The organism is Candidatus Chloroploca sp. Khr17, from assembly GCF_004138165.1.
Lineage (GTDB): Bacteria > Chloroflexota > Chloroflexia > Chloroflexales > Chloroflexaceae > Chloroploca.
The window spans coordinates 20,176-43,506 of record NZ_RYFF01000001.1 but is presented as its reverse complement, the minus strand read 5'-3'; the positions used below and the strand labels follow the sequence as shown (position 1 = coordinate 43,506).

The window sequence follows — 23,331 nt, the reverse complement described above, 5'->3', positions numbered from 1 at the left end:
TCTGGGGCATAGCCCCAGACCATGGACAAGCCATGGGCTCCAAAGCAGGGCTGATGCAACGTCAGCTCTCCAGGGTCACCGTCGCCGTCAACGGCTCGGCTCCTGCGTGCCAAGCCCGCCTGCGCGGGCTGAATGAGGCCGCCCAGGCGGCCTTCGCGACCCGTCGCCGAGGGCTTTAGCCCGACGGTGCTCCGGTCAGGTGGACGTTGCAACAGCCCTAGGCTCCAAAGGCCCAGGTGCCACAAGCTACGGGGATTGTGGTACACTTGTCACCAGCAAGTAACAAAAGGAAGCAATGTGAACAAACTACAGCACAACCATCTCGAGATCAATGGCATCAAGATGCACTATGTGACCGCAGGTCAAGGGCCGCTGGTTTTGTTCCTGCACGGCTTCCCTGAGTTCTGGTATTCGTGGCGGTATCAACTGGCGGCCCTTGCCGATCAGTTTACGGTTGTCGCTCCTGATCAGCGTGGCTATCATCAGACCGATAAACCATCTTGGGGTTATGAAATCGATGTGCTGGTAGCTGATGTCGTTGCGTTGATCGATGCCCTTGGTCATCAGCAGGCGCTGCTCGTCGGCCACGATTGGGGCGGTGCTGTGGCCTGGGCCACCGCAATGAATTATCCGCATCGCGTCCGTCGCCTCGCGATCCTCAATACGCCCCATCCCGTGGCTTTTGCCAAAGAACTGCGTACCAATCGCCAACAACAACAGCGTAGCCTCTATATGGGCCTCTTTAGCCTGCCCTTTTTGCCTGAACTGCTGCTCAAGGCGAATGACTATGCGTTGATCGGCTTGGCGCTTACTTCGGCTACGCGACCCGATGCGTTGAGCGAAGATGATCTCGATACTTATAAAGATGCGCTTAGTGTCCCTGGGGCGTTGACCGCAGCGCTGAATTGGTACCGCGCCGCTGCCCGTGGCGGGATGCAAGGGCTGACTGGTGGCAAGGTGCGGCGCTGTGAGGTGCCAACATGCCTTATCTGGGGCGAAGATGACCCCTATCTCGGGGTGGAACTCGTGGAAGCAACGCGCCCCTATGTGACCGACCTGATGGTTCATCGCTTGCCTGGCGCTGGTCACTGGGTCCAACAAGAGGCTCCCGAAGAGGTGAATCGACTGCTGGGGCAGTTCTTTACATGATCCGCTTACGCAACAACCCTGTCTTGAACCGTGAGCTCCGCGGGCGGATACGGGGGAATCGCCCGTTGATCATTCTTGTGGTCTATCTGACGCTGATTGCCAGCGTGACGTTGCTTGTCTATGCTGCCGCGTCGGATTCCTTTAGCGGTGCCTTCAATGATCCCGAGGCCGGGCGGCGCATTGGCAAGGCGATCTTCTTGACGGTGATGACGGCGAGCCTTATTCAGGTTTGTGTGATCACCCCCTCACTGACAGCCGGGGCTATCTCAGGTGAAAAAGAACGCCAAACCTATGATCTGTTGATTACCACGCTGCTCTCACCCTTGCAGATCGCCCTTGGCAAGCTCGTCTCAGCCCTGGCTTTTGCGCTGCTGCTCATCGCGGCGGCGTTGCCTATGGCCGGGCTCTCCTTTCTCTTTGGTGGCGTCACCGGCACCGAATTTGTCATTGGGGCGCTTGGGTTGATTGTCACCGCCATCTGTTATGCCACGATTGGCCTCTTCTGGTCGACGGTGATGCGTACGACGCTCTCAGCAACGGTCGTGGCACAGGGGACAATCATTGGGGTGCAACTGCTCTTGCCCTTTCTGCTGGTAGTCACTACCATCCTGACGAGTCAGTTCAGTGATAACGTCCTGTTTATCTATGGGGTTGGTCTGTTGGTCAGTTTCCATCCCTTCATGGCCCTCGGTGTTACCGCTGGACTCCTCGCCGAGGGTGAAAACCCGATCTGGTTTACCGTGCCTTCTACGCAAGGCGATCTGCCGCTTCCTTCACCATGGATCCCCTATGTCTTCATCTCGCTCGCGCTGACGATCTTTTTCCTTATTCTTACACTGCGTATGCTCAAGCCAGTCCAGTACAACCTGACGCGTGCCAGATCTAAAAAGCAGGGCTCAGCGTCCGACGCCGCGTAAACGGGGATGGAGCTTACGTTATATGCGCAACGGGCGAGACCTCACAGGTCTTGATGCGGGCATTCCAATGCTGAGGCACCGAGTGACCTCACAGGTCTTGAGGCTGGCGTCCCAAGGCGGACGCGCAGATCTGTGAGGTCTTCTTTGAAAAGTGATGCAATTGCCCTGCGTAGGCGTACGCAAGACTCGACAGCCTGAAGGCTACATGATATGATAATAAGTACTTACACTTCGAAAGGTTGAAAGCGGTATCTGTAGGCGTGATTTGCAATAGGGTTGGCAAGGAGCGAACGGATGCAGCTCGACCTGACCAGCAAGCGAGCCAGGAAACTGATGCGTGAGCACGGCCTGACGATCGAAGAGATTCAGCAAATTGTGGCGTCGGCTCGCATTAACCTTGCTACGTTTGACCCCGAATATCGTACGAATGTCACGCAAATTGCCGAAGAACTCGCGAAGAGTCGCCCGACGATCTATGGCTGGGCGGATCGTGCCCTGGCCGCAACGGTCTATTCACTCCGCAATATTCGTACCGGACGCCCCCCCAAAGAGCGTGAGCGCACGAATGGCAATGAAACGTAGGCATGACTGGTCATGCCTTGGTTCGCCCAATGTGTATAATAGGCAGAGGTAGCCGCACTGGTGTTGCCTCGGTTCCGAGCCCTGTCAAGGAAATCGCGCCCTATGAGCAGTCATTTGCAGAATCTGCTGAATAGCTTTCGGACGCTGTCCAGTGTTGAACTCGCCGCTGTTGTTGCTCCCGATGGGTTGCTCATCGAAAGCCTGGCTGAAGCCGAGCACGACGTTGATGCTATCTGTGCCGTGGCCTCGAATAGTCTGGTGCTCGCCGAAGCGCTTGGGCGTGAAATAGCCAAAGGTGAACCTCGCCAGATGGTGTTGGAATATGGCGAGGGCATCGTGATTATTGAACCGATGAGTAGCGATGCGCTGCTGCTGATCATGACAAATAGCCGTGATGACCTGGGCTATCTTCGCTTTCTTGTTGCCAAGCATCGGGTGGCAATGCTCGAAGCTTTGAGCGCAATCTGATCCGCACTGTGCTATAATTTTGCGGAACCAACAGCTCCATATCTGCCCACAGGCACAAGATCAAGGTAGGCCGTGATGGATCCACAGTTGACAAGTATCATTGTCCCGACTGAAGAACTCAGGCACATCGAAGAGTGTCTTATTCGGCTTGTTGAGGATACAGGCAGCGATTATGCGCTGCTCCTCGATAAGAGTGGGCAGGTTATCTCTTCGCAAGGGGACGGTGATCGCCAAGATATTACGGCTCTCGGGGCGCTGATCGCGGGTGTCTTCGCTTCGTCACGTGAGGTCGCGAAACTGCTCCGTGAACGCGATTTCCGCGCTTCGTTCCAACAGGGGGTGCGTGAAAATATTTTCATTGCTCTGATTGAAGAACAGTGGATACTCTGTATTATTTTTAACAAAGGAACTCATATCGGCCTTGTGAAGGTGTTGACCAAGAAGGCGACCGATGAACTGGCCTCGGTGCTTGAACGGGTACGTCAGCAACACAAGGCTCGCGATGAGGTGCTGGGCTCATCGTTCCGCACTTCGATGGAAGACACCATCGATCTGCTGTTCCGCGACTAGCCGTAGGAGGTGGCCGGGGATGCTTTGCGAGCGTTTCTCGCCGTTGCGCAGTGTGGCTCTGTCTGCGCCCTGGTCGCTGCTTTGTGCAGGTATACGAGAAAATCTATGGCGCTGATCAATGTTGCAGCTCGTGAGATCCACTGTAAGATCGTGTATTATGGCCCTGGTATGTGCGGCAAGACGACGAATCTGCGCTATATCCATAGTCAGGTTCCCAAAGAGGTCAAGGGCGATTTGCTCTCGATTGCCACCGAGACGGAACGTACCCTCTTCTTTGATTTTTTGCCCCTCGATCTCGGCAAGGTGCGTGGCTTTCAGACCCGCTTCCACCTCTACACGGTTCCTGGTCAGGTGCTCTATGAACGTACCCGCGTTGCGGTACTCAATGGGGCCGATGGCGTCGTTTTTGTCGCTGACTCGAATAAGAGTAAAATGCAAGAGAATGTGAATAGTTTGAAGGAACTTGCCCAGAATATTACGCGCCAGAATAAGCGCTTTGCCGAGTTCCCAATTGTGATGCAGTATAATAAGCGCGATTTGCCGAAAGAGGTGCTGGCTCCAGTCCCGACAATGGATCATTTCCTCGGAGTGACGCGTATGCACTGGCCCCGCGTCGAGGCCGTCGCTACTGTTGGTACCGGTGTCTTCGAGACCCTGCGCGCGATTAGCCGTGCAGTCATTAGTAAGTTGTAAGACGACGCTGGTGTCGTGTTCGCCCCTAACCTCCTGAGATATCTATGGCCCTCGCAGGCGATTTGAGTGAATTTCCACTCACTGATATTATCCAGCTTATCCAGTTGAGTAAGCAGACCGGCGGCGTCCACCTCAGTGGGCCGTGTCGTGGGCAAACCCTCGAAGGCTGGATCTATTTCCGTGATGGCAAGATTATCGGGGCCACCAGCCCCGGTCTGGATCCCCTCGCTGCACTCTATGCCTTCTTTACGCTCACAGCGGGCCCTTTTCGTTTTGACGATCAGCAACGCCTCGCTCAGCCGACGATTTCCCTCTCGAATGAGCTCTTGATTATGGAGGGCGTGAACCGCCAGGATACTTGGCTCCGCATCGAGCAGGCTCTCCCTTCGCTCGATCTGGTGCCCCGGATTTTGATCAATCCAACCTCAAGTACCGCCGAGATTCAGCTCGATCCTACCGAGTGGCGGATCTTGACGATGGTGAATGGGAAGAATAGCGTCGACACAATTGTTCAACGCAGTGGCCTCGGTGAGTTCCGCGCATGTGAGATCCTGTCACGCCTCATTGAGGTGGGCCTCGTGACCGTCAAGGCTTACCTCGCTTGAGCGGTGTGCCAGGGCTGATGCAACGTCCACCTGACCGGAGCACCGTCGGGCTAAGGCCCTCGGCTACGGCGACGGCGACCCTGGCGAACTGACGTTGCATTAGCCCTGAGCGGTGCGCTTGCGTAAGCACACCATGAGCCGAGATGTGGTAAAATAACGCAGCTTGCGACCCTGCCCGTCGCCTCGGGGAGGGTCTTCATGTGTCTGTATCGTCTTGTTTCATATGGAGTTGTTGTGCGTGCTCTGATCAGTGTCTATGATAAAACCGGGGTCGTTGATCTCGCCCGTGCCCTGCACGCGATGGGGGTAACACTGCTTTCAACTGGCAATACCCAGCGCTTGCTGGTTGAGGCTGGTTTGCCCGCCATAGCAGTGAGTGAGGTGACGGGCTTCCCCGAGATCCTTGATGGTCGGGTCAAGACGCTCCATCCTGCTATTCACGCCGGCTTGCTCGCTCGTCGCGATCGCCCCGCTCATCTCGAACAACTCGCGGCCCATGGCCTCGCGCCAATTGATCTGCTGGTCGTCAATCTCTATCCCTTCCAGCAGACAGTCGCTCACCCTGAGGTGACCCTCGATGAGGCGCTTGAGCAGATTGATATCGGTGGAGTGGCGTTGCTCCGCGCTGCGGCCAAGAATTTCCATGATGTCCTAGCCCTCGTTGATCCCGCTGATTATGCCCCGGTGCTCGCTGATCTGCAGGCCGGGGCTGTGCCAGTTGCGGTGCGTCGCCGCCTCGCCGCCCGCGCTTTTGCCCATACAGCTCGCTATGATGCCGCCATTGCCGCCTATCTCAATGATGAACTTTTGCCTAGTACGCTCAGTCAGGCCTGGCCGCTTGCCCAGCCCTTGCGCTATGGCGAAAATCCTCATCAACACGCGGCGCTCTATGGCGAGTTCCATAGCCTTTTTGCCCAACTCCACGGGCGCGAGCTTTCGTACAATAATATCCTCGATACCGCTGCTGCCGCTGAGTTGATTGAAGAGTTCCCCGCTGCATCCGCCCCTGCCGTGGCGATTGTCAAGCATACCAATCCCTGTGGCGTTGGTACAGGTGCAACGCTGCTTGAGGCCTGGGAACATGCCTTTGCGACTGATCGCGAGGCTCCGTTTGGGGGGATTATTGCGGTAAATCAGTCCCTCGATGCCGCCCTCGCGCAGGCTATTGCCGAGATCTTTACCGAGATTATTATTGCCCCTGATTTCACCCCCGAGGCGCTCGCCCTCCTCTCCCGGAAGAAGAATCTTCGCTTGCTGCGGGCGTTGCAGCCGGTCGCCAGCCTCGCTGGCCTCCAGGTGCGGAGTGTGCCCGGAGGGGTGCTTGCCCAGGAGCCGGATCGGACGGCAGTTGAAGCCGAAGAGGCAAAGGTGGTGACCCAGCGTGCCCCTACTCCCGAAGAGTGGCAGGCTCTACGTTTTGCCTGGCGCGTGGTCAAGCACGTGAAGTCGAATGCGATTGTCTATGCAGGCCCAGACCGTACGCTGGGTATCGGGGCCGGTCAAATGAGCCGCGTCGATAGTTCACGTCTCGCCATCTGGAAGGCCCAACAGGCCGGGCTGTCGCTGCAGGGCAGTGTGGTGGCAAGCGATGCGCTCTTTCCCTTTGCCGATGGGGTCGAAGCGGCCCTTTCGGCTGGTGCGACCGCGATCATTCAGCCTGGTGGCTCAGTCCGCGATGCCGAGGTGATCGCCGCCGCTGACGCCGCAGGTGCGGCAATGGTCTTTACGGGACGCCGCCACTTCCGTCATTAGTTGCCCTCTGGCGCTACTGCAAAGATGAGACATGTCTATATGAAATATGATGCCAATGGCCTTGTTCCGGCGATTGTTCAACATGCACGCACTGGCGAGGTGTTGATGCTCGGCTGGATGGATGAAGAGGCGCTCGCCTTAACCCGTACGACCGGGCGGGTAACCTTCTGGAGCCGCTCGCGACAGGCGCTCTGGCGCAAGGGTGAGACCAGCGGCAACTGGCTAGATCTGGTTGCCATCCGTCAGGATTGCGATAGCGATGCGTTGCTTGTCCTTGCCGAACCCGCCGGGCCGACGTGCCACACGGGCGCGCGGAGTTGTTTTTATCGCGATCTCGATGGCGAACCGGCCTCGAGTGCGGCCCCGCCTGCCGCGATCCTGGGGCGTCTGGCTGATCTGATTGCCCTGCGCCGCACGATGCAGCCCGAAGAATCATATACTGCCAAGTTGCTCCACGGTGGGGTTGATCGCATTGGGAAGAAGATCGGGGAAGAGGCCGCCGAGGTTATTATCGCGGCCAAAAATGGTTCGCACGCGGAATTGACCTATGAAATGGCCGATCTGATCTACCATAGTCTGGTGCTCTTGCAGGATCAGGGCCTTCCAGTTGAAGCCGTCTGGCACGAATTGGAACGTCGGTTTAGCCCATAAAAAGCATGCTACAGGGGCCTATGTCGGAAACGAAACAGAAACATGTTGGACGGGTGCTCTTGCTCGCGGTTGATCCTGCTTTGCGTAGTTCGTGTACCGAAACGCTCCGCAAGGCAGGGTTTGCGGTGCTGCATCAATGGTCGGTTGAGACATCGGCCCGGGTGCTCGTTGCCAATACCTATGATCTGGTCATTCTTGACCTGACCGACCCAGCCCAGGCTGATATGACGACGCTGGCCCAGTTGCGCGAGCGCGGGGTGGATACACCGATTCTCTTGATCAGTGCTGAGACAACGGTTGCCCATGCCTCGCGCGCTATGCGCTTTGGCGCACGCGGGATGCTGCTGTTGCCGTTTGCACCTGAAGAACTCAAGAGCATTGCTCTCGATCTGGTCGCTGAGCGGCGCGCTGCCCGTTCACGCGATCGCGTCGCCGCGCTGCGCCCGGCCCTCCGTGTGGGCCAGCGTCTCCTTGGTGAACTCGATCTGCCTCGTCTGCAGGAGCAGATTATTGAAACGGTGCGGGCTGAACTGGATGCCGACCGTGCCTCACTCATGCTGCTCGAAGACGATGGCCTGTGGCTGCGGATTGTCGCTTGCTCGGGGTTGCCCGAGCCAATTACTGTGGGGCATCGTAGCCCGGTGCAGCAGAGTCTGTCGGGTTTTGTGGCAACCCATCGCCAATCACTGCGCATTGATGATAATGGCATTGTGTCACCACCAGCGACAAATTTGCAGGGCAAGCTCTTTGAGGATCAGATTGTCTCGGCCGTGTGCGTGCCCGTCCTGGCCGGGAATCGGGTGCTCGGGGTACTGACCGCAGCCAAGGTGTTGAGTGGTACGCCCTTTAGTGAGGCTGATCAAGAGTTGCTGCTGCTCTTGGCGGCGCAAGCAGCGATTGCGATTGAGAATGCCCGTCTCTATACGCAAGTCGCCGAATCAGAGGCGCGCTATCGTGCATTGTTGCAACACGCCACTGATGCGGTGCTGCTGCTGGATGAAGCAGGGTCGTCGATTCTTGATGCGAACCTGGCCCTTGAACAGTTGAGTGGCTATCCAAGCCAGGATCTGATGACGCTCTCCCCTGACGTGCTCTTTCCCGACCTGGCAACCCTGCTGGCTGCGGTTCGTTACAACGGCCAGCTTCATCAGCCGCTTGAACAGCGCGAGATCGAGACGGTGTTACGCACCCGCCACGAACAGACGTTGCCCGTGGCCGCAAGTGTGAGCCTGGTGCCCCACGCAGGGCAGCAGTTGTTGCTCGTGATCGCCCGTGAGATCAGTGAACGCCAGCGGATCTCGCAACAAATGGTGCAGGCCGAAAAGCTTGCGGCGCTGGGCCGCCTCTCGGCATCGCTGGCCCACGAAATCAACAATCCCTTGCAGGCCATCCATAATTCGGTGCATCTGATGCGCAGTCGCCCTCTCACCGAAGAGAAACGCCAAATCTACCTCTCGATGACCCAGGACGAGATTGAACGCCTGATCAGCATTGTGCAGCGCATGCTCGATTTCTATCGGCCTACCCGCGAGGGCATGCGCCCGGTCGAGATCAATGACATTCTTGATGCGGTGTTGACCCTGATTGAAAATCAGGTTCACACCCAGGGTGTTCGCATTGAACGCGAAGGCGCGCCGCGTCTCCCACGGATCTTTGCGATTAGCAACCATATGAAACAGGTTTGCTTCAACCTGATCTTCAATGCGCTGGAAGCGATGCCTGACGGTGGTATTTTGTCTGTGCGGGCGTATTTCATCGACGCTGACGCACCTGATACAGACGACGCGAGTTATATTGCTGTCTCGGGCAGTCAGGGGCGGCAACCGCCGCTCCGTCCGGCTGTCGTGGTTGAGATCAGTGATACCGGAACGGGGATTGCCGCTGCTGATCTGCCGAAAATCTTTGAACCGTTTTACACGACGCGCACCAAAGGCACGGGGCTTGGCCTCGCGGTCAGCTACAGCATTATCGAGCAGCATCATGGGGAACTAGCGGTACGTTCAGAGATCGGCAGGGGTACGACCTTCCGGATGAAACTACCGGTTGCGGAATAGCGGGGCGAAGCCCGTTCGGGGTAGCTAGGGCCTACAAGAGGCCTTCGATCGGGTCTATCACCACCACTCCAGCGGCGAGATCGAGGCGGCCAATAAAGGTGTGAACCATCGGGACGAGCGCATCGGGTTGGCCGGGGCGCGCAATCACAAGGATCTCACCGGCCCCGGTCGTGAGTACATCACGCACAGTGCCAACGTCTTGCTCGGCGACCGTCACCACCTTGAGCCCAATGAGTTGATGAATAAAATACTCATCGTCGGCGAGTGGGGCGGCCTCAGACTCGTGGATATAGATCTCGGCCCCGCGCAAAGCTTCGGCTGCTTCACGACTGGCAACGCCCTCAAGCGTCAGCACAAGTTGCCCAGGCTTATGTTCGTGGAGGCGCACCATCGTATACTGGGTACGCTGCTTGCCCACTTGCAGCGTGAGCCGCTTGACGTGGTGCGCAATATAATCGGGGCGGTCGGTCACCCCGCGTACTTTCAGTTGTCCCTGTACCCCAAAGGGGGCCAGGATCTGACCAATCAACAGCAATTGCTCGTCGCTCATAAATCTAGATAAAAAGAGCATGCAGCTTGCCGACACCCTGGCACAACGCACGGTTCAGCAACCTGCATGCAATTCGTATTACTCAATATCAACGTGGACACGTTTATTCTGGCGTGCCGCAGCCACACCCATCAAATCACGGATAGCCTTGGCAACCCGGCCACTTCGCCCGATCACCTTGCCCGTCTCGTCAGAGGCGACGGACAACTCATAGGTTACGGTAAACCGACCAACGCGCTCTTTAATGTGGACGGCCTCGTGGTTATCCACCAGGCTCAACGCAATATATTCGAGCAGTGCTTTCATTGCGAACCCTGCACATCTAATCACTCAGCGCCTGATCACGCTTGCAATTACGCCTCGACAGGCTCAGTTGAAGCCGGCATAAGTTTGCCTTCACTATCGAGCACGTGAACCTGCTTGAGCAACCGCACGACTGTATCGCTCGGCTGAGCCCCGACGCCAAGCCAGTAGCGTGCGCGATCAGCCTTGATCTCAAGCACCTTGGGTTGACGAACAGGATTGTAGTGACCAATAATTTCAATAAACCGACCATCACGAGGCGAGCGTGCATCAGCCACAACGACGCGGTAGCTAGGCTGTTTGGTCTTGCCAGTGCGGCGAAGACGAATTCTAACCATAGGTGTCTATTTCCTCCAGGACACTATATCAGACGCATACTAAGCGTTCAGTATACCACAGATTCACCCGGTAGGTAGCTAGCCCTAATGCCCTAACGCTCTGGGTGTCCGAGCAGGAAGCGCACATGGCTTCGTTGGAGGTGGTAGATCATGCCACCGCTCAAGGCACCGCTGACCACCAAGCAAAGACGGACAAAACTGGCTCCCGGCCCTTCTTGAAAGCCAATGAGAGCCTCTATGGCGAGGGCGGCTCCGAAGGCAATGAGGATCAGACGTGGCAGATCCTGCGCCAGGGGTAGTTCGGCCCGTCCGCGCCATTCGGCGCTGATGTAGCCGAGCACGGTAAAGGCTGCCAGGTATTCGAGCAGGGCTGCAGGATAGCGTGCGTTCACTGGCTCGATCCGGTCAGTCAGGCCAAAGGTGCCGTGCCATGCGGTGAGTTCGCGGAACGGCGGCCAGAGGGCGAGCAGGATCACGTAGATGGTGAAACCTGGCAGAATACGCCCGAGGGTGATTCGCTCAAAGCGACGCTCGGTGATGCGCCACGGGAAGGCAGCGCGAGCAACGGTGAGTAGGGCCATCCCAATGACCAGCGGGACTGTCGGGAAGATGTGCCTTACGCCAGGACTCATCCCGAGCAGACACCAGCCTGCAGCAGCGAGACCGACCCAACCCTGCGAACGTAGCCCGATCTGGCTGCCCCACATACGGTAGATATCACTGAGGATGATCGCCCCACTCACACCGATGAGCCCAGTCAAAATCCAACGGTCGGGTTCGATCTCTAGGGCGAGAGCGTTCATCCAGAGCAGGGGTATCAGCATATACAAAAGGCCCATGAGCGGGGTTTCAAGCGCCAGACGGCCAACCATCGCCGGTGTCATCGCAATACGTGCCGTCAGGTGATCATAGAGCCATGCGCCTGCGACAGCCCCCAGCGTATTGGCTACCACATCTACCGGGGCGGCAGTCCGCACCGGGAGGAAGAGTTGCAGACTCTCGATGCTTATGCTCAACGTGAACCCCAGGATGAGTGCCCTGCGGCGAGTCCCGCCAGTCAGGCGATAGAGAAAGCCGATGGGAAGCAACAGCATGATATTCTCGATGATATCGTCGAGGCGCACACGCAGATCGATTTCAAACTGCGTGGGGATCACGAAATAGAAAGGGTAGAGGGTCAGCAAGACGATCACAAGGATGAAATAGCCGAGCATCGCGGTAGCGAGCCGGGCGCGAGTAGAGTGTAGCGGTAACATATGGGTGCTCGTTGGGTTGGATGACCGGTGAATCATATGTATGCTGGCGCACATGGCGAGCAAAGTTGGTCGTGTGCGCCAGCATACGTTCTGCGAGACCGCAGGGCTACGCTGAAAATGGGGGGAACCACGTTCCCCCACGCCCCCGTTTTCCTGCGTGGTGGTGCGCCGGCAGGCGCATCGTGTGCTGATGCAAAGTCATCTACGGACTTTATCTAACGCTCCTGGGACTTTGCATCAGCCCTGGGCGAGACCGCAACGTCGCAACGCTGCGCCTAACGCATATGGTACAATAATCTTGCTATGGCGCAATCATTAATGTATCTTCTGCTCTTTGTGGCTCTCGTTTTGCCGATTCTCGGCGCGGTTCTGCTGCGCTTGGCGCATCGGCGGATTGGTGAACGCACCATGGTGATCGGTGTTGCGTTGATCTTTGCCCTGGCGATTGGGGCCGCACTAGGGTTGTCGCGTGCCGAGACAAATGTGTTGCGGGTTGGCAATTTGACCTTGCTATTGCCAGGGGCACCGCCAGGTGCGCCAGTGGTGCTTGAGCTAGACCCAGGGTTGACAGAAGATCCGAGGCCGACGGCTATGCCCCCTATTCCCACGTTGACCCCACGGCCAACGGCGACGCCTACCGCGACGCCTGAGCCAACGGTGACGCCAGAACCGACACCTGAGCCGACGTCTGAACCGACACCTGAGCCGACGCCTGAGCCGACGCCTGAGCCTCCTGCTGGGGGCCAGCGTTATACGGTTGTGGCTGGTGACACCTTCCGGAGCATTGCTGAGCGCTTTGGAGTGAGTGTGGCTGATCTACTACGCGTGAATAATCTTACGCCCGAGCAGGCTGATAGCCTGCGCATAGACCAGGAGTTGATCATTCCGTGACGACGATCCATACGATTGAACGCAAACCACGCCAGACAACCGATGAGGCTCCCCCACTGCTCTTGCTGATGCATGGCTATGGGGCGAATGAACACGATCTCTTTGATCTGGCGAATTATGTTGACCCCCACTTTTATGTCGTGAGCGCACGCGCACCGCTGACGCTCCCGTGGGGTGGGTACGCCTGGTATCATCTCGGGGGGACGCCTGGGCGGCTGATCCCCGACCCGACGACGCGGGCGCATGCGGTGGAATTGGCCCAACGGTTTGTGGTCGATCTGCCGGCGCGGATTGGCACGAATCCGCGGCGTACCTATCTGCTTGGCTTTAGTCAGGGGGCCATCATTAGCCTGGCGCTCTCGGTGCATATTCCCGAGGCAATTGCGGGCATTATTGCCTCGAGCGGCTATCTCGATCCCGAGTTGCTGCCGACCGATTTGCCTGAAGCCCTGACCAACATGCCGATTTTGCAGATGCATGGCACGTATGATGATGTGATTCCGGTGACTGCTGCCCACCATACCCGTGCTTTGCTCGAACCATTGCCAGTGCGGCATACCTACCAGGAGTATCCAATAGGGCACGGCATTCACCCCGATGGCGTGCGGTTGATGCAGCAATGGCTCGGTGAGCGCCTCGCCGAAGAACGCTGATCAAGAAGGCTGCGTCAAAGAACACACCCTCGCGGAGAGCGCGTCCTTTTTGTGTGCTTTTGTCACCAATGGTACTTCGCGCAACACGTCAGTGCGAGGTTACGCTCGTTGTAGAATTAGAGGCTGTCTGAAAAGGGTGCCAGCATCGTTCTCCACCACGTGGTGTGCCCTTGGAGTGACGGCTTTAGTCGGCTAAAGTCGGCGCTCCGGAGCAAACGGTCGACGTTTCAGACAGCCTCTTAGGGGCCAGTATGTGGAATTCAGAGCAATGCGCGGCGTGTGGGAACGAGTTACGCGATCGCTACTTCACCCTTGTGGGGCGGCGCGAGCGTTACTGTGCCAATTGTATGGCGACACGACCTCGTTGCGCAAGTTGCGGTGCACCAGTGGGTGAAGCTCACTGGCGCTTGCATGATGGCCGTTTGCATTGCGCCCACTGTCATCTTACCGCCATCTATGACCCGCTGGTTGCGCAGGCGCTCTTTGACGAAACGGTTGCCGGGGTGGTGGCGCAACTCGGCATGACGCTCAATGTAGGTGTCGCCCTGCGGGTCATTGATGCACCGACGCTCGAAGCTCTCCGGAGCGAAGGAGGCACAACCCCAGGGCCAGGCTTGCAGACATTGGGTATCTATCAGCGTCGCGGGCATCTGCGGGCAATCTATATGCTCTATGGGTTGCCCCGGTTGACCTACCGCACCACGGTAGCCCATGAATATGCGCATGCCTGGCAGGGCGAACATTGCCCGTTGCTCCAGGATGATGCATTACGCGAGGGTCATGCCGAATGGGTCGCCTACCAGCATCTCTGCTGGCTTGGTTGTACGCGTGCTGCTCAGCGTATGCTTGAAGCCCAGCATCCCTACCGGTCGGCCATGGAACGTGTGCGCGAACTAGAACGGCGCGTTGGCCTCAATGGGGTTACGGCCTATATGAAACGCGCCGAGTAGGGCCAGGCAACAAAGGCTTTACAGCTTTGATAGGGCGTGGTATGATCCTGCTCAGTAGACTGTGATCAGTCACGTTATGTCTTGAGTTAGGCCACAACAGAAGCGAGGGAGGTTCAGCATGGCCGTCGAACCTGTTACTCAATCACATGCGTCAGCAACCCCTGAAGTTGCGACACGCCCCCGCCCCCGGTATGCCCGTCTTGCGCCTCTCTACAAAGCCTTGATCTGGACCTCGTTTTTTATCAACGCAATCTTGCTTATCATCGTCGGGCTGCTGGGCGGTATTTTGCTGAATAACCGTAATCAGGTCAATTCGATTGTTGGCAATACCCAGACGTTTGCGGCGGCCAATCTCTCTGAGTTGCAGGATGTGGTGAAAGATCTCGAAGGTGCGACGATCATCTATACCGTCCCCCTTGATACCCGCTTGCCGATCGAGCTTGATGTGCCGATCAATCCCGACACCATCATGACCGAGCGCAATATTGTGCGCCTGACTGAACCAGTCCCCCTAGTGGCCCCGGCAGCGATTACTTTCCCCGGTGGCGGCGGCAACCTCAATGCTACCGTCAGCATTGAGTTGCCTGCTGGCCTTGAGTTGCCTGTTGATCTGAATATGAATGTCAAACTTGTTACATCCATTCCAGTACAACTCGATGTGCCAGTGAATATCCCGCTCGCAGAGACCGAGCTCGGGCCACAGTTTCAGCGGCTTGGGGCCATTGTTGATCGCCTGGTCAACCCGCTTGCCCCGCTCTTGCCGATGCCCGCAACGCCGCCTGATAGCAGCCAGCGCTAGGGCCAATGAGACGGGGGCTTCTCTCTAGAGGCATATGTCTCTAGTCATATGTGACAGAAGGCACAAGGAATTCGGAACGTGACTGCTGACTAGCCTGACAGCACTTCCGGGGGACGCGCCAGCAACGTATACTGCTGAAAGGAGGAGGACGTCGCACGCGGGTAGCGCAGCAAGTGCGCCACAGCGACGGCCTTCGCAACACTACTTTCAGAGGAAATACCTATGGCACGTACTGTCCCCAATCGAGTGGCCGAAGAACCTGTCATCGAGAAATCATGGGCCGAAAAGCTGGTTGTGCTTGCAGTGGTCGTCATTCCCTTTCTTGGTACCATTGTGGCAATCGTGATGCTCTGGAATCAGTGGGTCAACTGGGTTGACCTCACACTGATGCTGGTGCTCTACATTATTTCGGGGCTCGGCATTACGGTCGGGTTTCACCGCCTGCTTACCCACAAGAGCTTTGAGACGACCTGGTGGATGAAGCGCTTGATGCTCATCTCGGGGAGCATGGCGCTCGAAGGTGATCCCATCACCTGGGCTTCGACGCATATTCAGCACCATGCCCATTCGGACGGCGAGGATGACCCGCACAGCCCACTCGAAGGGCTGTGGCATGCGCATGTGGGCTGGATGTTCAACCATAAGCACAAGGTTGACGTGTACGGCACCTGGCTCAAGAAAGACCCCGATGTCGTGTGGGTCGCAAAGACCTGGGTGCTCTGGGTGGCCGTCGGTTTGATCATTCCGACACTCATTGCCGGGTGGAGTGGCTTGCTCTGGGGTGGGTTGGTACGCATCTTTTTGACGCACCACATCACTTGGAGTGTCAACTCGATCTGTCATACGTTTGGGCGACGTGACTACCAGACCCGCGACGCGAGTCGGAACAACTTCCTGGTGGGTCTGCTCGCCTTTGGTGAAGGCTGGCACAACAACCATCACGCCTTTCCTCGTTCGGCTTTTCATGGGTTGCGCTGGTGGCAGATCGACTTTTCGGCCTACCTGATCCGAGGACTCGAACGGGTTGGGCTCGTCTGGAATGTCGTGCGGGTAAAAGAGACCGATTTGCAGCGCCGGGTCATTCCGGCAACGGCCGATGGGATGGGTGATTGAGCACTGTGCAGCGCACATGCGCTGCATAATGCGCTGGTGAAGCGTGACACGCGGTCAAGGAGACCGCGTGTTATTGATTCTAGTTGACGAAATGCGAGGCACGCAGTACTATATCCACTAACCCTGAGAGCCAAACTGAAGCAGTCTGGGCAGCGCTGCCCGCCTCTACCTCTCTTGTGATCTCTGTTTTTGCAGTGACAGATGTAGCTCTGGATATCCTATGCTCACTGAACGCAGCGCTCCTGAGATCGATCACCCGCTGTTCAACAGCTATACCCTCGATACCGCCTATGACGAGATGTTCACGGCAGAGGGTCGGGTGCGTCCGCCGTACATGCCGTTGTACCGCCGTTTGTTGGAATTATCCGCTGAGGATCTGCACGGGCGGCAACGTTATGCCGATCTGACGTTTCTCAACCAGGGCATTACCTTTACGGTCTATGGTGATACCGAGGGCACCGAGCGGATCTTTCCGTATGATCTATTGCCGCGGATTATTACGTCGAGTGAGTGGGCGGTGATCGAGGCGGGGCTGAAACAGCGCATTATGGCGCTGAATATGTTCCTGGACGACATCTACCACGAGGGCAAGATCCTGACCGACAAGGTCATTCCCCGTGAACTTGTCTATACGTGCCACCACTATCGCCGTGAGATGCGCGGGGTGGATGTGCCGGGCAAAGTCTACACCTCGGTTGTCGGAACAGACCTGGTGCGCTTGCCTTCGGGTGAATTTGCGGTGCTGGAAGATAATCTGCGAGTGCCCAGCGGGGTCAGTTATATGCTGACCAATCGCGGGGTGATGAAGCGGGCTTTTCCACGCCTCTTTGCGCATACGGGGGTGCGCCCGATTGATCATTATGGGCAGGTGCTACTGACAACGCTGCGTTCGCTGGCCCCGGTGCATCGGCCTGATCCGACGATTGTGGTGCTGACCCCAGGGGTATTCAATTCGGCCTATTTTGAACATACCTTCCTGGCTCGTCAGATGGGCGTTGAACTGGTCGAAGGCCGCGATCTGCTCGTTCACGACTCGGTGGTCTATATGCGAACGACGGCTGGTCTGCGCCAGGTTGATGTGATCTATCGGCGCATTGATGATGACTTCATCGATCCACTCGCCTTCCGCCCCGACTCAATCCTCGGGGTGGCCGGGCTCTTCAATGCCTATCGGGCGGGCAATGTGGTGCTTGCGAATGCAATTGGTACAGGTGTCGCTGACGACAAGGCCATTTATGCCTATGTGCCAAAGATTATCCAGTATTACATGGGTGTCGAGCCGATTTTGCCCAATGTCGAAACCTATTTGTGCGAAGATGATAGGCAACGGGCCTATGTGCTTGACCATCTCGACAAACTGGTTGTCAAGTCGGTTGGTGAGTCGGGGGGCTATGGTATGCTGATTGGGCCACATAGTACCGGCGAAGAACGTGAGCGCTTTCGTCGCTTGATCGAGTATGAACCGCGCAATTATATTGCCCAACCGACCTTGCAACTCTCACGGGCACCCTGTTTTGTGGATGGGGCCGTTGAGCCGCGGCATGTTGATTTGCGCCCCTATATTCTGAATAGTGGCGACGATCAGATCACGATTGTGCCGGGGGGCCTGACCCGGGTGGCGCTGCGCAAAGGTTCGCTGGTCGTCAATTCGTCACAAGGCGGTGGGAGCAAAGATACCTGGGTGCTCTTTGAGTAATAGCATGGCAAAAACCTATGCCTGATATAACTGCGAAACCAATGCTCTCGCGGGTGGCTGATAACCTCTACTGGATGAGTCGCTACCTCGAGCGGGCGGAACATACGGCGCGGGTGTTGGCAGTCGGTTTGATGCAGACCATTGATCAGAACCCCCGGCAGGCGCATCCGCGTTGGACGCGTTTGCTCGAGGCGATTGGGGCCTCCTCGTTGGCTGATGAAGAGGCTGATGCCTCACGGATTACGGCGTCGTTGACGTTTGATGCCGAGAATCCTCATTCGATTGTCTCGTGCATTGCCTCGGCTCGTGCCAATGCGCGCCAGGTGCGCGAACAGATCAGTTCCGAGATGTGGGAACAGTTGAACCGGGTCTATTTGCGGGTTCGCGCATCATCGGCGGCCCAGATCTGGCAAGGTGAGCCAATTGAGTTCTATCAGCGCTTGAAGGAAGGGGCGCATCTCTTTCAGGGCATTACCGATGCCACGATGAGTCACGGTGAGGGCTGGTTTTTTATTCAGGTCGGACGCTACCTCGAACGGGCCGGGGCGACCGCGAAGCTGCTCGACACTCATTTTCAGGTCTATTTTGCGCCCGAAGCGGAAGGCATTGCGCTGCTCGAGTTTAATGACTGGGTGACGTTGCTCAAAAGTTGTACCGCTTTTGAGGCCTACTGCAAGGTCTATACGGCTGATGTGCAACCTCCCTCGGTCGCAGAATTTCTGTTACTCGATAGCGAGTCACCACGTTCGGTGCGTTTTGCCGCTGACCGGATCGAACGCGGCCTCCAGGCTATTTCTCGTTCAACCGGGTCGCGCTGGGCTGGGCGTGCCGAACGGCTCGCCGGACGTTTGCGCGCTTCGCTTGATTATGGTCAGGTCGATGAGATTATGGCCGAAGATATGCATGCGTATCTTGATGCTATTCGCCGCCAGTGCGGGGCGATTCACGCAGCGATCTATCAGGCCTATATTACGTATTCGGTTGAGTCAGCGATTGTTCAGTAGCTTTTCCTTATGTATTACTCGATTTTACACAAAACTCGCTATCGGTATAGTGCGCCTGTGACTGAGAATGTGACCGAAGTACGGATGCAGCCTCGTTCAGAAGGGTTGCAGCGTTGTCTGAGTTTCAAGTTGACGACAACGCCATCGGCACGGGTGAATAGCTATACCGATTCGTTTGGCAATATGATTCATCATTTTGATATTCCAGCCCCGCATCGCTCGATTACGCTGACGGCCGAAGCGCTGGTGATTTTGCCTCCGTTTGATCCGTTGCCTCAGGCCCTCGATCCGGCTGCCTGGTATCAGCTTGATGCGATGAAGGCGAACGAGGATGTCTGGGATTTCCTGGTACCCAGCCATTTTGCCCGGCCAACAGCTGAACTCAAACGCCTTGCGCAGGAGCTTGATCTGCGCCGTCGCGATGATCCGCTCAGTTTGTTGTGTGAACTGAATCGACGGATCTATGAGGTGTTTGACTATGATGTTGAACAGACCACGGTGGAGTCGCCGATTGATGTGGCGCTCAATTCGCGACGGGGGGTCTGCCAGGATTTTGCCCATATTATGATTGCGCTGGTTCGTCTGCTGGGCGTTCCGTGTCGCTATGTCAGTGGCTACCTCTTTCATCGCGTTGAGGATCATGATCGCTCTGAGCAAGATGCGACCCATGCCTGGGTCGAAGCCCTGCTGCCTGGTCTGGGCTGGATCGGGTTTGACCCGACCAATAATCTGATTGCCGCCGACCGCCATATTCGTACCGCCGTCGGTCGCGATTATGCCGATGTGCCACCCACCCGCGGGGTCTTTAAGGGGCGCGCCGAGAGTCATCTGGCCGTGGGGGTCAAGGTGATGCCGACTGAGGCCCCTATTCCTGCCGAAGAGGTGCAGACCAAGCCGCTCGGCGGGGCTGTGTTGCCCCCCGATGAGCCTGAGGGCGAGGAGCAGCAGCAGCAGGAGCAGCAGCAGTGACCGAGGCGGGGCGCTCGGGGTGGCAACGGTGGTTTGTTGGGGTGTTGGGGGCGGTGGCGAGCTATGTTGTGTTGGCGCTGCTGGTCTTTTTGCCGGTGGTGCCCCGTTTTGCACAGGCGTTCCAGGGTGGCCCGATCGCCGGGGCGGATGGCTGGCAGCATACCTGGCATGTCTGGTGGACGGCTTTGGCGGTGACAACGGGGCAGAACCCGTTTGTGACGCCGTTGCTCTTTCATCCGCAGGGGGCGTTGCTCTATGTGCAACCGCTCAATGTAAGCAATGGCTTGCTGGTGTTGCCGGTGACGCTGGCCTTCGGGCCTGTGGCAGGCTACAATACGGCGGCGTTGCTCTCGTTTGTGCTGGCCGGTCTGGCCGGTTACCTGCTGGCCTTGCGGGTTACTGGTGCCCACCTGCCTGCGTGGATCGGGGGCCTGGCCTTTGCCTGGGCGCCCTTCCATATGACCCGGCTCTATGATGGGCAACTTGAGTTGATGACGGTGCAGTGGCCGGCGTTGTACGCCTTCTTTGCCTTACGCGCCGTCGAAACCCGTCGCGTGCGCGATGCGCTGCTGGCCGGGTTAATGCTGGCGGTCACGGGGTATACCAGTTGGTATTACCTGCTCTTTCTGCTGGTCTGGAGTGTGGCTTTTGCGTTGCTCTGGCTTCCTCGTGGTGTGGGCAAGACCGGGGTGGCGCGGGCGGGTTCTTCCCCCCATCCAGAGGGGCAGGAACGAGCAAGGCGTGATCCCCCGCTCGACCAGCGTTACCCGCAACTGCTGCGGCAGTACGGCGTGTGGCTGCGGCAGTGGGTCGTCATCGGGTTCACGGCGCTGCTTGTGCTGGCGCCTGTGCTGATCCCCGCCATGGCGAGTCTCTATGGCCCTGAGCGGGATCTGGCTGAGGTCAACCCCGAGGAGGTGCGGATCTCCTCGGCGAATCTGCTCGACTTTGCCTTGCCCAGCTATCTGCACCCGCTCTGGGGGCCGACAGTCGCCGCGACTGCAGGGGCGACCTGGCACCCGTTGAGCGCCGATTGGAATGTGGCGCTGGGGTACACGATCCTGGCGCTGGCGTTGATCGGCGGGGCGCTGGCGTGGCGTCAAGCCTGGCGCTGGTGGGTTCTGGCTGGGGTGGGGATGCTCTTTGCGCTTGGGCCAGCCTTGCAGGTTGGCCCCTGGCAGACCGGGGTGCCCATGCCCTACCGGTTGTTGCAAGCGTTGCCTGGGGCCGATTTTGCGCGGCGGCCCCTGCATTTCACGATGCTCACGACGCTTGCCCTGGCCCCGTTGGCGGCACTTGGCATGCGTGAAGTGCTGGCACGGGTTGCGGGGCAGCCGCGTGGCAGCAGGACAGACGCATCAGCGATATGGCAGCCACTGCGTTCTTGGGTGGTGCTTGGCACGGTCGTGGGCCTGTTGAGTTTTGAATTGCTGCCGGTGCGATGGATGCTGCACGATGCGGCGGTTCACCCCTATTATGCGACGCTTGCCCCTGACGATGGAGCCTTGCTGCATGTCCCGCCGCCGCTCTACAAAGCCTTTGCACCGCAGAAAGCGCAGATGACGCATAAGGCCCCGATCCTGGGTGGGTATCTGGCACGGATTCCACGGTATGATGTCAGCTATGCGCCTGGCATCCAGCCCTTCTGGCAGATGCGCCCTGAAGCAGGCCATCTGCTCGATCCTGTTGGCGCGGCGCTTGCCTCGCTGAACTACTATGGGGTGGGCCAGGTGCTGGTCAACTGGGATACGATCCATCCCGAACGACGACCGCTCGTAGAGGCGGCGTTGGCGCAGGTGTTCCCCGAGGTTGCCCCGCTTTACAGCGATGCGGTGCTGGGGGCATATCTGGTGCCCACCATAGAAGAAGCGGCATCGTTTGGTTACTTTGGATCTGGTTGGTATGACGAAGAGCAGAACGATACACAACGCTGGCGCTGGATGGGTGCGCAAGGCGATATTATGCTGGTGAATGCCGCCGCGACGCCTCAGCGTGTCCGGATCTTGTTGAACCTCGCGAGTTATGCGGAACCGCGTGACGTGACGGTCTCGCTCGATAGGGTACCGCTTGCGACCCGCACCATTCCGGCGCAACCCGCGAGTGCAGTGCGCACCCTGTACCTCCTGCTGGCTCCGGGTGAACATCGGCTGTCGTTGCGGGCAACGACGGCCACCGAAGTCAGCAGGACAAGTCAACGTGAACTCAGTCTGGTGCTGAGCGGGATCGAATTGGTCTGGTTGCAAGAGATGGAGTGATCAATGCCGATCGAGATTCGGGTGGTTCAGGAATATCAGGAATACATGGCGTGCGAAGAGATCCAGCGCCAGGTGTGGGGGCCGGTGAATTTTGCGTTTGTGCCGCACCATATGTTGCTGACGGTGCAGCGCAACGGGGGATGCGTGCTGGGGGCCTTTGATCGCGATGCGCCCGGCCAACCAATGGTTGGCTTTACCTTTGGCTTTCTGGGGCGCACCGAAACAGGCCAGTTGAAACATGCCTCGCATATGGCGGCGGTGCTGCCGGGGTATCGTGATGCCCGGATCGGGGAGCGGCTCAAGTGGGCGCAGCGTGACGAGATGTTGAAGCAGGGGATTACATTGATTACCTGGACGTTTGATCCGTTGATTAGCCGCAATGCGCGGTTGAATATCAGCAAACTCGGGGCGATCAGCCGTACCTATATTCGCAATATCTATGGCCCAGAGCCCGAAGATCCGCAGGGTGTCTTGCCAAGTGACCGCTTTCAGGTCGAGTGGTGGCTCAACGATGAGGCCGTGATGGCACGGAGCCAGGGGCTGTACCGTGGCCCCGATGCCGAGGCGCTGCGCACACGGGCACAGCTTGCCAACCCGAACCCACTTGAGCCAAGCGACGAGCCGAGCGGTGACGCCTTTCTGATGCAGATCCCACTTGAGGTGAACAGCTTGCTGGTCAACGATCTGCAACGGGCGCGGGCGTGGCGCTACCAGATCCGTGCGCTTGCCGAGGCTGCCTTTGCCCAGGGCTTTGTGGTGACTGCCTATGCGCCCGACAAGGATGTCGGGTACTACCTGCTCGAACGGCGTTCAGGAAAAGATCTTGAACGTGACCGTGCGCCAGGTGATCGTCCATGACCTCGTGGTGCTGCCTATTTTGGATTGGTTTTCCGAAGTGGTGGTGCAGAATAGTACCATGATCAGCTTGCTCGCACTGGCAACCCAGTTCGGGTGGCTTGATGTTCTCGTGCGAACCCTTACCACGATTATGCGCTACCTGCGGGCGACGAGGAGGACGAACGCCCGGAAGAAATGCCCCACTACCGATCAGCGCTTTTTGCAAGCAACCGCGAGTTGACCCCAGGGCTGATGCAAAGTCTTCCCGATCGTCTG

The 23,331-nt window shown here is 57.8% G+C and carries 26 protein-coding genes; 22 read left to right on the top strand and 4 right to left on the bottom strand.

The genetic code is table 11. The features are described from left to right. The first annotated feature begins 53 nt into the window (after nucleotides 1-53). From EKD05_RS26990 to EKD05_RS00145, 11 genes are all read left to right on the top strand, one after another. On the top strand, nucleotides 54-179 hold the full coding sequence (locus EKD05_RS26990) for a hypothetical protein (protein WP_255426990.1): 126 nt from the start codon (nucleotides 54-56) through the stop codon (nucleotides 177-179). A gap of 118 nt (nucleotides 180-297) precedes the next feature. Further along, entirely contained in the window at nucleotides 298-1,149 is an 852-nt protein-coding gene (locus tag EKD05_RS00190; protein ID WP_240695544.1) for an alpha/beta fold hydrolase, read from the top strand. Beyond that, nucleotides 1,146-2,066: an ABC transporter permease gene (locus EKD05_RS00185; RefSeq protein ID WP_129670297.1), complete on the top strand. Its 921-nt coding sequence runs from the start codon at nucleotides 1,146-1,148 to the stop codon at nucleotides 2,064-2,066. The genes EKD05_RS00190 and EKD05_RS00185 overlap by 4 nt, the downstream gene beginning before the upstream one ends. 294 nt (nucleotides 2,067-2,360) lie before the next feature. Next, entirely contained in the window at nucleotides 2,361-2,648 is a 288-nt protein-coding gene (locus EKD05_RS00180) for a hypothetical protein (protein WP_097651011.1), read from the top strand. Nucleotides 2,649-2,750: 102 nt separating this feature from the next. Continuing rightward, a complete protein-coding gene (locus EKD05_RS00175; protein WP_129670296.1) occupies nucleotides 2,751-3,116 on the top strand; it encodes a roadblock/LC7 domain-containing protein in 366 nt (121 codons plus the stop codon). 75 nt (nucleotides 3,117-3,191) lie between these two features. Then, nucleotides 3,192-3,686, top strand: coding sequence for a roadblock/LC7 domain-containing protein (locus EKD05_RS00170; protein ID WP_097651013.1), 495 nt, complete (start codon nucleotides 3,192-3,194; stop codon nucleotides 3,684-3,686). A 105-nt stretch (nucleotides 3,687-3,791) separates the two neighbouring features. Further along, on the top strand, nucleotides 3,792-4,379 hold the full coding sequence (locus EKD05_RS00165) for an ATP/GTP-binding protein (protein WP_097651014.1): 588 nt from the start codon (nucleotides 3,792-3,794) through the stop codon (nucleotides 4,377-4,379). Nucleotides 4,380-4,423: 44 nt separating this feature from the next. Then, nucleotides 4,424-4,984, top strand: a complete 561-nt coding sequence (locus EKD05_RS00160) for a DUF4388 domain-containing protein (protein WP_129670295.1) — start codon at nucleotides 4,424-4,426, stop codon at nucleotides 4,982-4,984. A gap of 234 nt (nucleotides 4,985-5,218) precedes the next feature. Next, the gene (gene purH, locus EKD05_RS00155) at nucleotides 5,219-6,736 is read left to right on the top strand and encodes a bifunctional phosphoribosylaminoimidazolecarboxamide formyltransferase/IMP cyclohydrolase (RefSeq protein WP_165360513.1); all 1,518 of its coding nucleotides are present in this window, start codon (nucleotides 5,219-5,221) and stop codon (nucleotides 6,734-6,736) included. Between the two features lie 39 nt (nucleotides 6,737-6,775). Next, entirely contained in the window at nucleotides 6,776-7,387 is a 612-nt protein-coding gene (gene hisIE, locus EKD05_RS00150) for a bifunctional phosphoribosyl-AMP cyclohydrolase/phosphoribosyl-ATP diphosphatase HisIE (RefSeq protein WP_129670293.1), read from the top strand. 20 nt (nucleotides 7,388-7,407) lie between these two features. Further along, entirely contained in the window at nucleotides 7,408-9,441 is a 2,034-nt protein-coding gene (locus tag EKD05_RS00145; RefSeq protein WP_129670292.1) for an ATP-binding protein, read from the top strand. A 31-nt stretch (nucleotides 9,442-9,472) separates the two neighbouring features. On the opposite strand, the gene rimM is transcribed toward EKD05_RS00145, so the two are convergent. The 4 genes from rimM to EKD05_RS00125 all read right to left on the bottom strand — a co-directional run bounded on the left by rimM (nucleotide 9,473) and on the right by EKD05_RS00125 (nucleotide 11,924). Continuing rightward, on the bottom strand, nucleotides 9,473-9,991 hold the full coding sequence (rimM, locus tag EKD05_RS00140; protein ID WP_240695543.1) for a ribosome maturation factor RimM: 519 nt from the start codon (nucleotides 9,989-9,991) through the stop codon (nucleotides 9,473-9,475). Nucleotides 9,992-10,069: 78 nt separating this feature from the next. Continuing rightward, nucleotides 10,070-10,297, bottom strand: coding sequence for a KH domain-containing protein (locus EKD05_RS00135; RefSeq protein WP_097651020.1), 228 nt, complete (start codon nucleotides 10,295-10,297; stop codon nucleotides 10,070-10,072). Between the two features lie 47 nt (nucleotides 10,298-10,344). Next, on the bottom strand, nucleotides 10,345-10,632 hold the full coding sequence (gene rpsP / locus EKD05_RS00130; protein ID WP_129670290.1) for a 30S ribosomal protein S16: 288 nt from the start codon (nucleotides 10,630-10,632) through the stop codon (nucleotides 10,345-10,347). Nucleotides 10,633-10,724: 92 nt separating this feature from the next. Next, on the bottom strand, nucleotides 10,725-11,924 hold the full coding sequence (locus EKD05_RS00125; RefSeq protein WP_255426989.1) for a VanZ family protein: 1,200 nt from the start codon (nucleotides 11,922-11,924) through the stop codon (nucleotides 10,725-10,727). A 267-nt stretch (nucleotides 11,925-12,191) separates the two neighbouring features. Here EKD05_RS00125 and EKD05_RS00120 point away from each other — a divergent pair, with 267 nt between their 5' ends. From EKD05_RS00120 to EKD05_RS00070, 11 genes are all read left to right on the top strand, one after another. Next, nucleotides 12,192-12,779 carry a LysM peptidoglycan-binding domain-containing protein gene (locus EKD05_RS00120; protein ID WP_129670288.1) on the top strand — a complete coding sequence of 196 codons (588 nt, stop codon included), beginning with the start codon at nucleotides 12,192-12,194 and terminating at the stop codon, nucleotides 12,777-12,779. Next, a complete protein-coding gene (locus EKD05_RS00115) occupies nucleotides 12,776-13,432 on the top strand; it encodes an alpha/beta hydrolase (RefSeq protein ID WP_129670287.1) in 657 nt (218 codons plus the stop codon). The genes EKD05_RS00120 and EKD05_RS00115 overlap by 4 nt, the downstream gene beginning before the upstream one ends. A 251-nt stretch (nucleotides 13,433-13,683) precedes the next feature. Next, the gene (locus EKD05_RS00110; RefSeq protein ID WP_129670286.1) at nucleotides 13,684-14,382 is read left to right on the top strand and encodes a protein DA1; all 699 of its coding nucleotides are present in this window, start codon (nucleotides 13,684-13,686) and stop codon (nucleotides 14,380-14,382) included. Nucleotides 14,383-14,500: 118 nt separating this feature from the next. After that, a complete protein-coding gene (locus EKD05_RS00105; RefSeq protein WP_129670285.1) occupies nucleotides 14,501-15,181 on the top strand; it encodes a hypothetical protein in 681 nt (226 codons plus the stop codon). Between the two features lie 222 nt (nucleotides 15,182-15,403). After that, complete coding sequence (locus EKD05_RS00100; RefSeq protein ID WP_129670284.1) at nucleotides 15,404-16,294, top strand: acyl-CoA desaturase; 891 nt, start codon at nucleotides 15,404-15,406, stop codon at nucleotides 16,292-16,294. Nucleotides 16,295-16,514: 220 nt separating this feature from the next. Next, entirely contained in the window at nucleotides 16,515-17,990 is a 1,476-nt protein-coding gene (locus tag EKD05_RS00095) for a circularly permuted type 2 ATP-grasp protein (RefSeq protein WP_129670283.1), read from the top strand. Between the two features lie 17 nt (nucleotides 17,991-18,007). Next, nucleotides 18,008-18,994, top strand: coding sequence for an alpha-E domain-containing protein (locus tag EKD05_RS00090; protein WP_240695542.1), 987 nt, complete (start codon nucleotides 18,008-18,010; stop codon nucleotides 18,992-18,994). 9 nt (nucleotides 18,995-19,003) lie between these two features. Further along, a complete protein-coding gene (locus tag EKD05_RS00085) occupies nucleotides 19,004-19,963 on the top strand; it encodes a transglutaminase family protein (protein ID WP_129670282.1) in 960 nt (319 codons plus the stop codon). Beyond that, the gene (locus tag EKD05_RS00080) at nucleotides 19,960-22,218 is read left to right on the top strand and encodes a hypothetical protein (protein WP_129670281.1); all 2,259 of its coding nucleotides are present in this window, start codon (nucleotides 19,960-19,962) and stop codon (nucleotides 22,216-22,218) included. Before EKD05_RS00085 ends, EKD05_RS00080 begins: the two co-directional genes overlap by 4 nt. A 3-nt stretch (nucleotides 22,219-22,221) precedes the next feature. Then, entirely contained in the window at nucleotides 22,222-23,076 is an 855-nt protein-coding gene (locus EKD05_RS00075) for a hypothetical protein (protein WP_205703828.1), read from the top strand. Continuing rightward, nucleotides 23,042-23,296, top strand: a complete 255-nt coding sequence (locus EKD05_RS00070; RefSeq protein WP_129670280.1) for a hypothetical protein — start codon at nucleotides 23,042-23,044, stop codon at nucleotides 23,294-23,296. The genes EKD05_RS00075 and EKD05_RS00070 overlap by 35 nt, the downstream gene beginning before the upstream one ends. Nucleotides 23,297-23,331 lie beyond the last annotated feature (35 nt).

What these genes read in the sequence shown, in the direction of transcription:
- EKD05_RS26990 (WP_255426990.1), top strand. Translation starts at nt 54, where the DNA reads ATGCAACGTCAGCTCTCCAGGGTCACCGTCGCCGTCAACGGCTCGGCT.
- EKD05_RS00185 (WP_129670297.1), top strand. Translation starts at nt 1,146, where the DNA reads ATGATCCGCTTACGCAACAACCCTGTCTTGAACCGTGAGCTCCGCGGG.
- EKD05_RS00180 (WP_097651011.1), top strand. Translation starts at nt 2,361, where the DNA reads ATGCAGCTCGACCTGACCAGCAAGCGAGCCAGGAAACTGATGCGTGAG.
- EKD05_RS00175 (WP_129670296.1), top strand. Translation starts at nt 2,751, where the DNA reads ATGAGCAGTCATTTGCAGAATCTGCTGAATAGCTTTCGGACGCTGTCC.
- EKD05_RS00170 (WP_097651013.1), top strand. Translation starts at nt 3,192, where the DNA reads ATGGATCCACAGTTGACAAGTATCATTGTCCCGACTGAAGAACTCAGG.
- EKD05_RS00165 (WP_097651014.1), top strand. Translation starts at nt 3,792, where the DNA reads ATGGCGCTGATCAATGTTGCAGCTCGTGAGATCCACTGTAAGATCGTG.
- EKD05_RS00160 (WP_129670295.1), top strand. Translation starts at nt 4,424, where the DNA reads ATGGCCCTCGCAGGCGATTTGAGTGAATTTCCACTCACTGATATTATC.
- hisIE (WP_129670293.1), top strand. Translation starts at nt 6,776, where the DNA reads ATGAAATATGATGCCAATGGCCTTGTTCCGGCGATTGTTCAACATGCA.
- EKD05_RS00145 (WP_129670292.1), top strand. Translation starts at nt 7,408, where the DNA reads ATGTCGGAAACGAAACAGAAACATGTTGGACGGGTGCTCTTGCTCGCG.
- rimM (WP_240695543.1), bottom strand. Translation starts at nt 9,991, where the DNA reads ATGAGCGACGAGCAATTGCTGTTGATTGGTCAGATCCTGGCCCCCTTT.
- EKD05_RS00135 (WP_097651020.1), bottom strand. Translation starts at nt 10,297, where the DNA reads ATGAAAGCACTGCTCGAATATATTGCGTTGAGCCTGGTGGATAACCAC.
- rpsP (WP_129670290.1), bottom strand. Translation starts at nt 10,632, where the DNA reads ATGGTTAGAATTCGTCTTCGCCGCACTGGCAAGACCAAACAGCCTAGC.
- EKD05_RS00125 (WP_255426989.1), bottom strand. Translation starts at nt 11,924, where the DNA reads ATGATTCACCGGTCATCCAACCCAACGAGCACCCATATGTTACCGCTA.
- EKD05_RS00120 (WP_129670288.1), top strand. Translation starts at nt 12,192, where the DNA reads ATGGCGCAATCATTAATGTATCTTCTGCTCTTTGTGGCTCTCGTTTTG.
- EKD05_RS00110 (WP_129670286.1), top strand. Translation starts at nt 13,684, where the DNA reads ATGTGGAATTCAGAGCAATGCGCGGCGTGTGGGAACGAGTTACGCGAT.
- EKD05_RS00105 (WP_129670285.1), top strand. Translation starts at nt 14,501, where the DNA reads ATGGCCGTCGAACCTGTTACTCAATCACATGCGTCAGCAACCCCTGAA.
- EKD05_RS00100 (WP_129670284.1), top strand. Translation starts at nt 15,404, where the DNA reads ATGGCACGTACTGTCCCCAATCGAGTGGCCGAAGAACCTGTCATCGAG.
- EKD05_RS00095 (WP_129670283.1), top strand. Translation starts at nt 16,515, where the DNA reads ATGCTCACTGAACGCAGCGCTCCTGAGATCGATCACCCGCTGTTCAAC.
- EKD05_RS00090 (WP_240695542.1), top strand. Translation starts at nt 18,008, where the DNA reads ATGCCTGATATAACTGCGAAACCAATGCTCTCGCGGGTGGCTGATAAC.
- EKD05_RS00085 (WP_129670282.1), top strand. Translation starts at nt 19,004, where the DNA reads ATGTATTACTCGATTTTACACAAAACTCGCTATCGGTATAGTGCGCCT.
- EKD05_RS00075 (WP_205703828.1), top strand. Translation starts at nt 22,222, where the DNA reads ATGCCGATCGAGATTCGGGTGGTTCAGGAATATCAGGAATACATGGCG.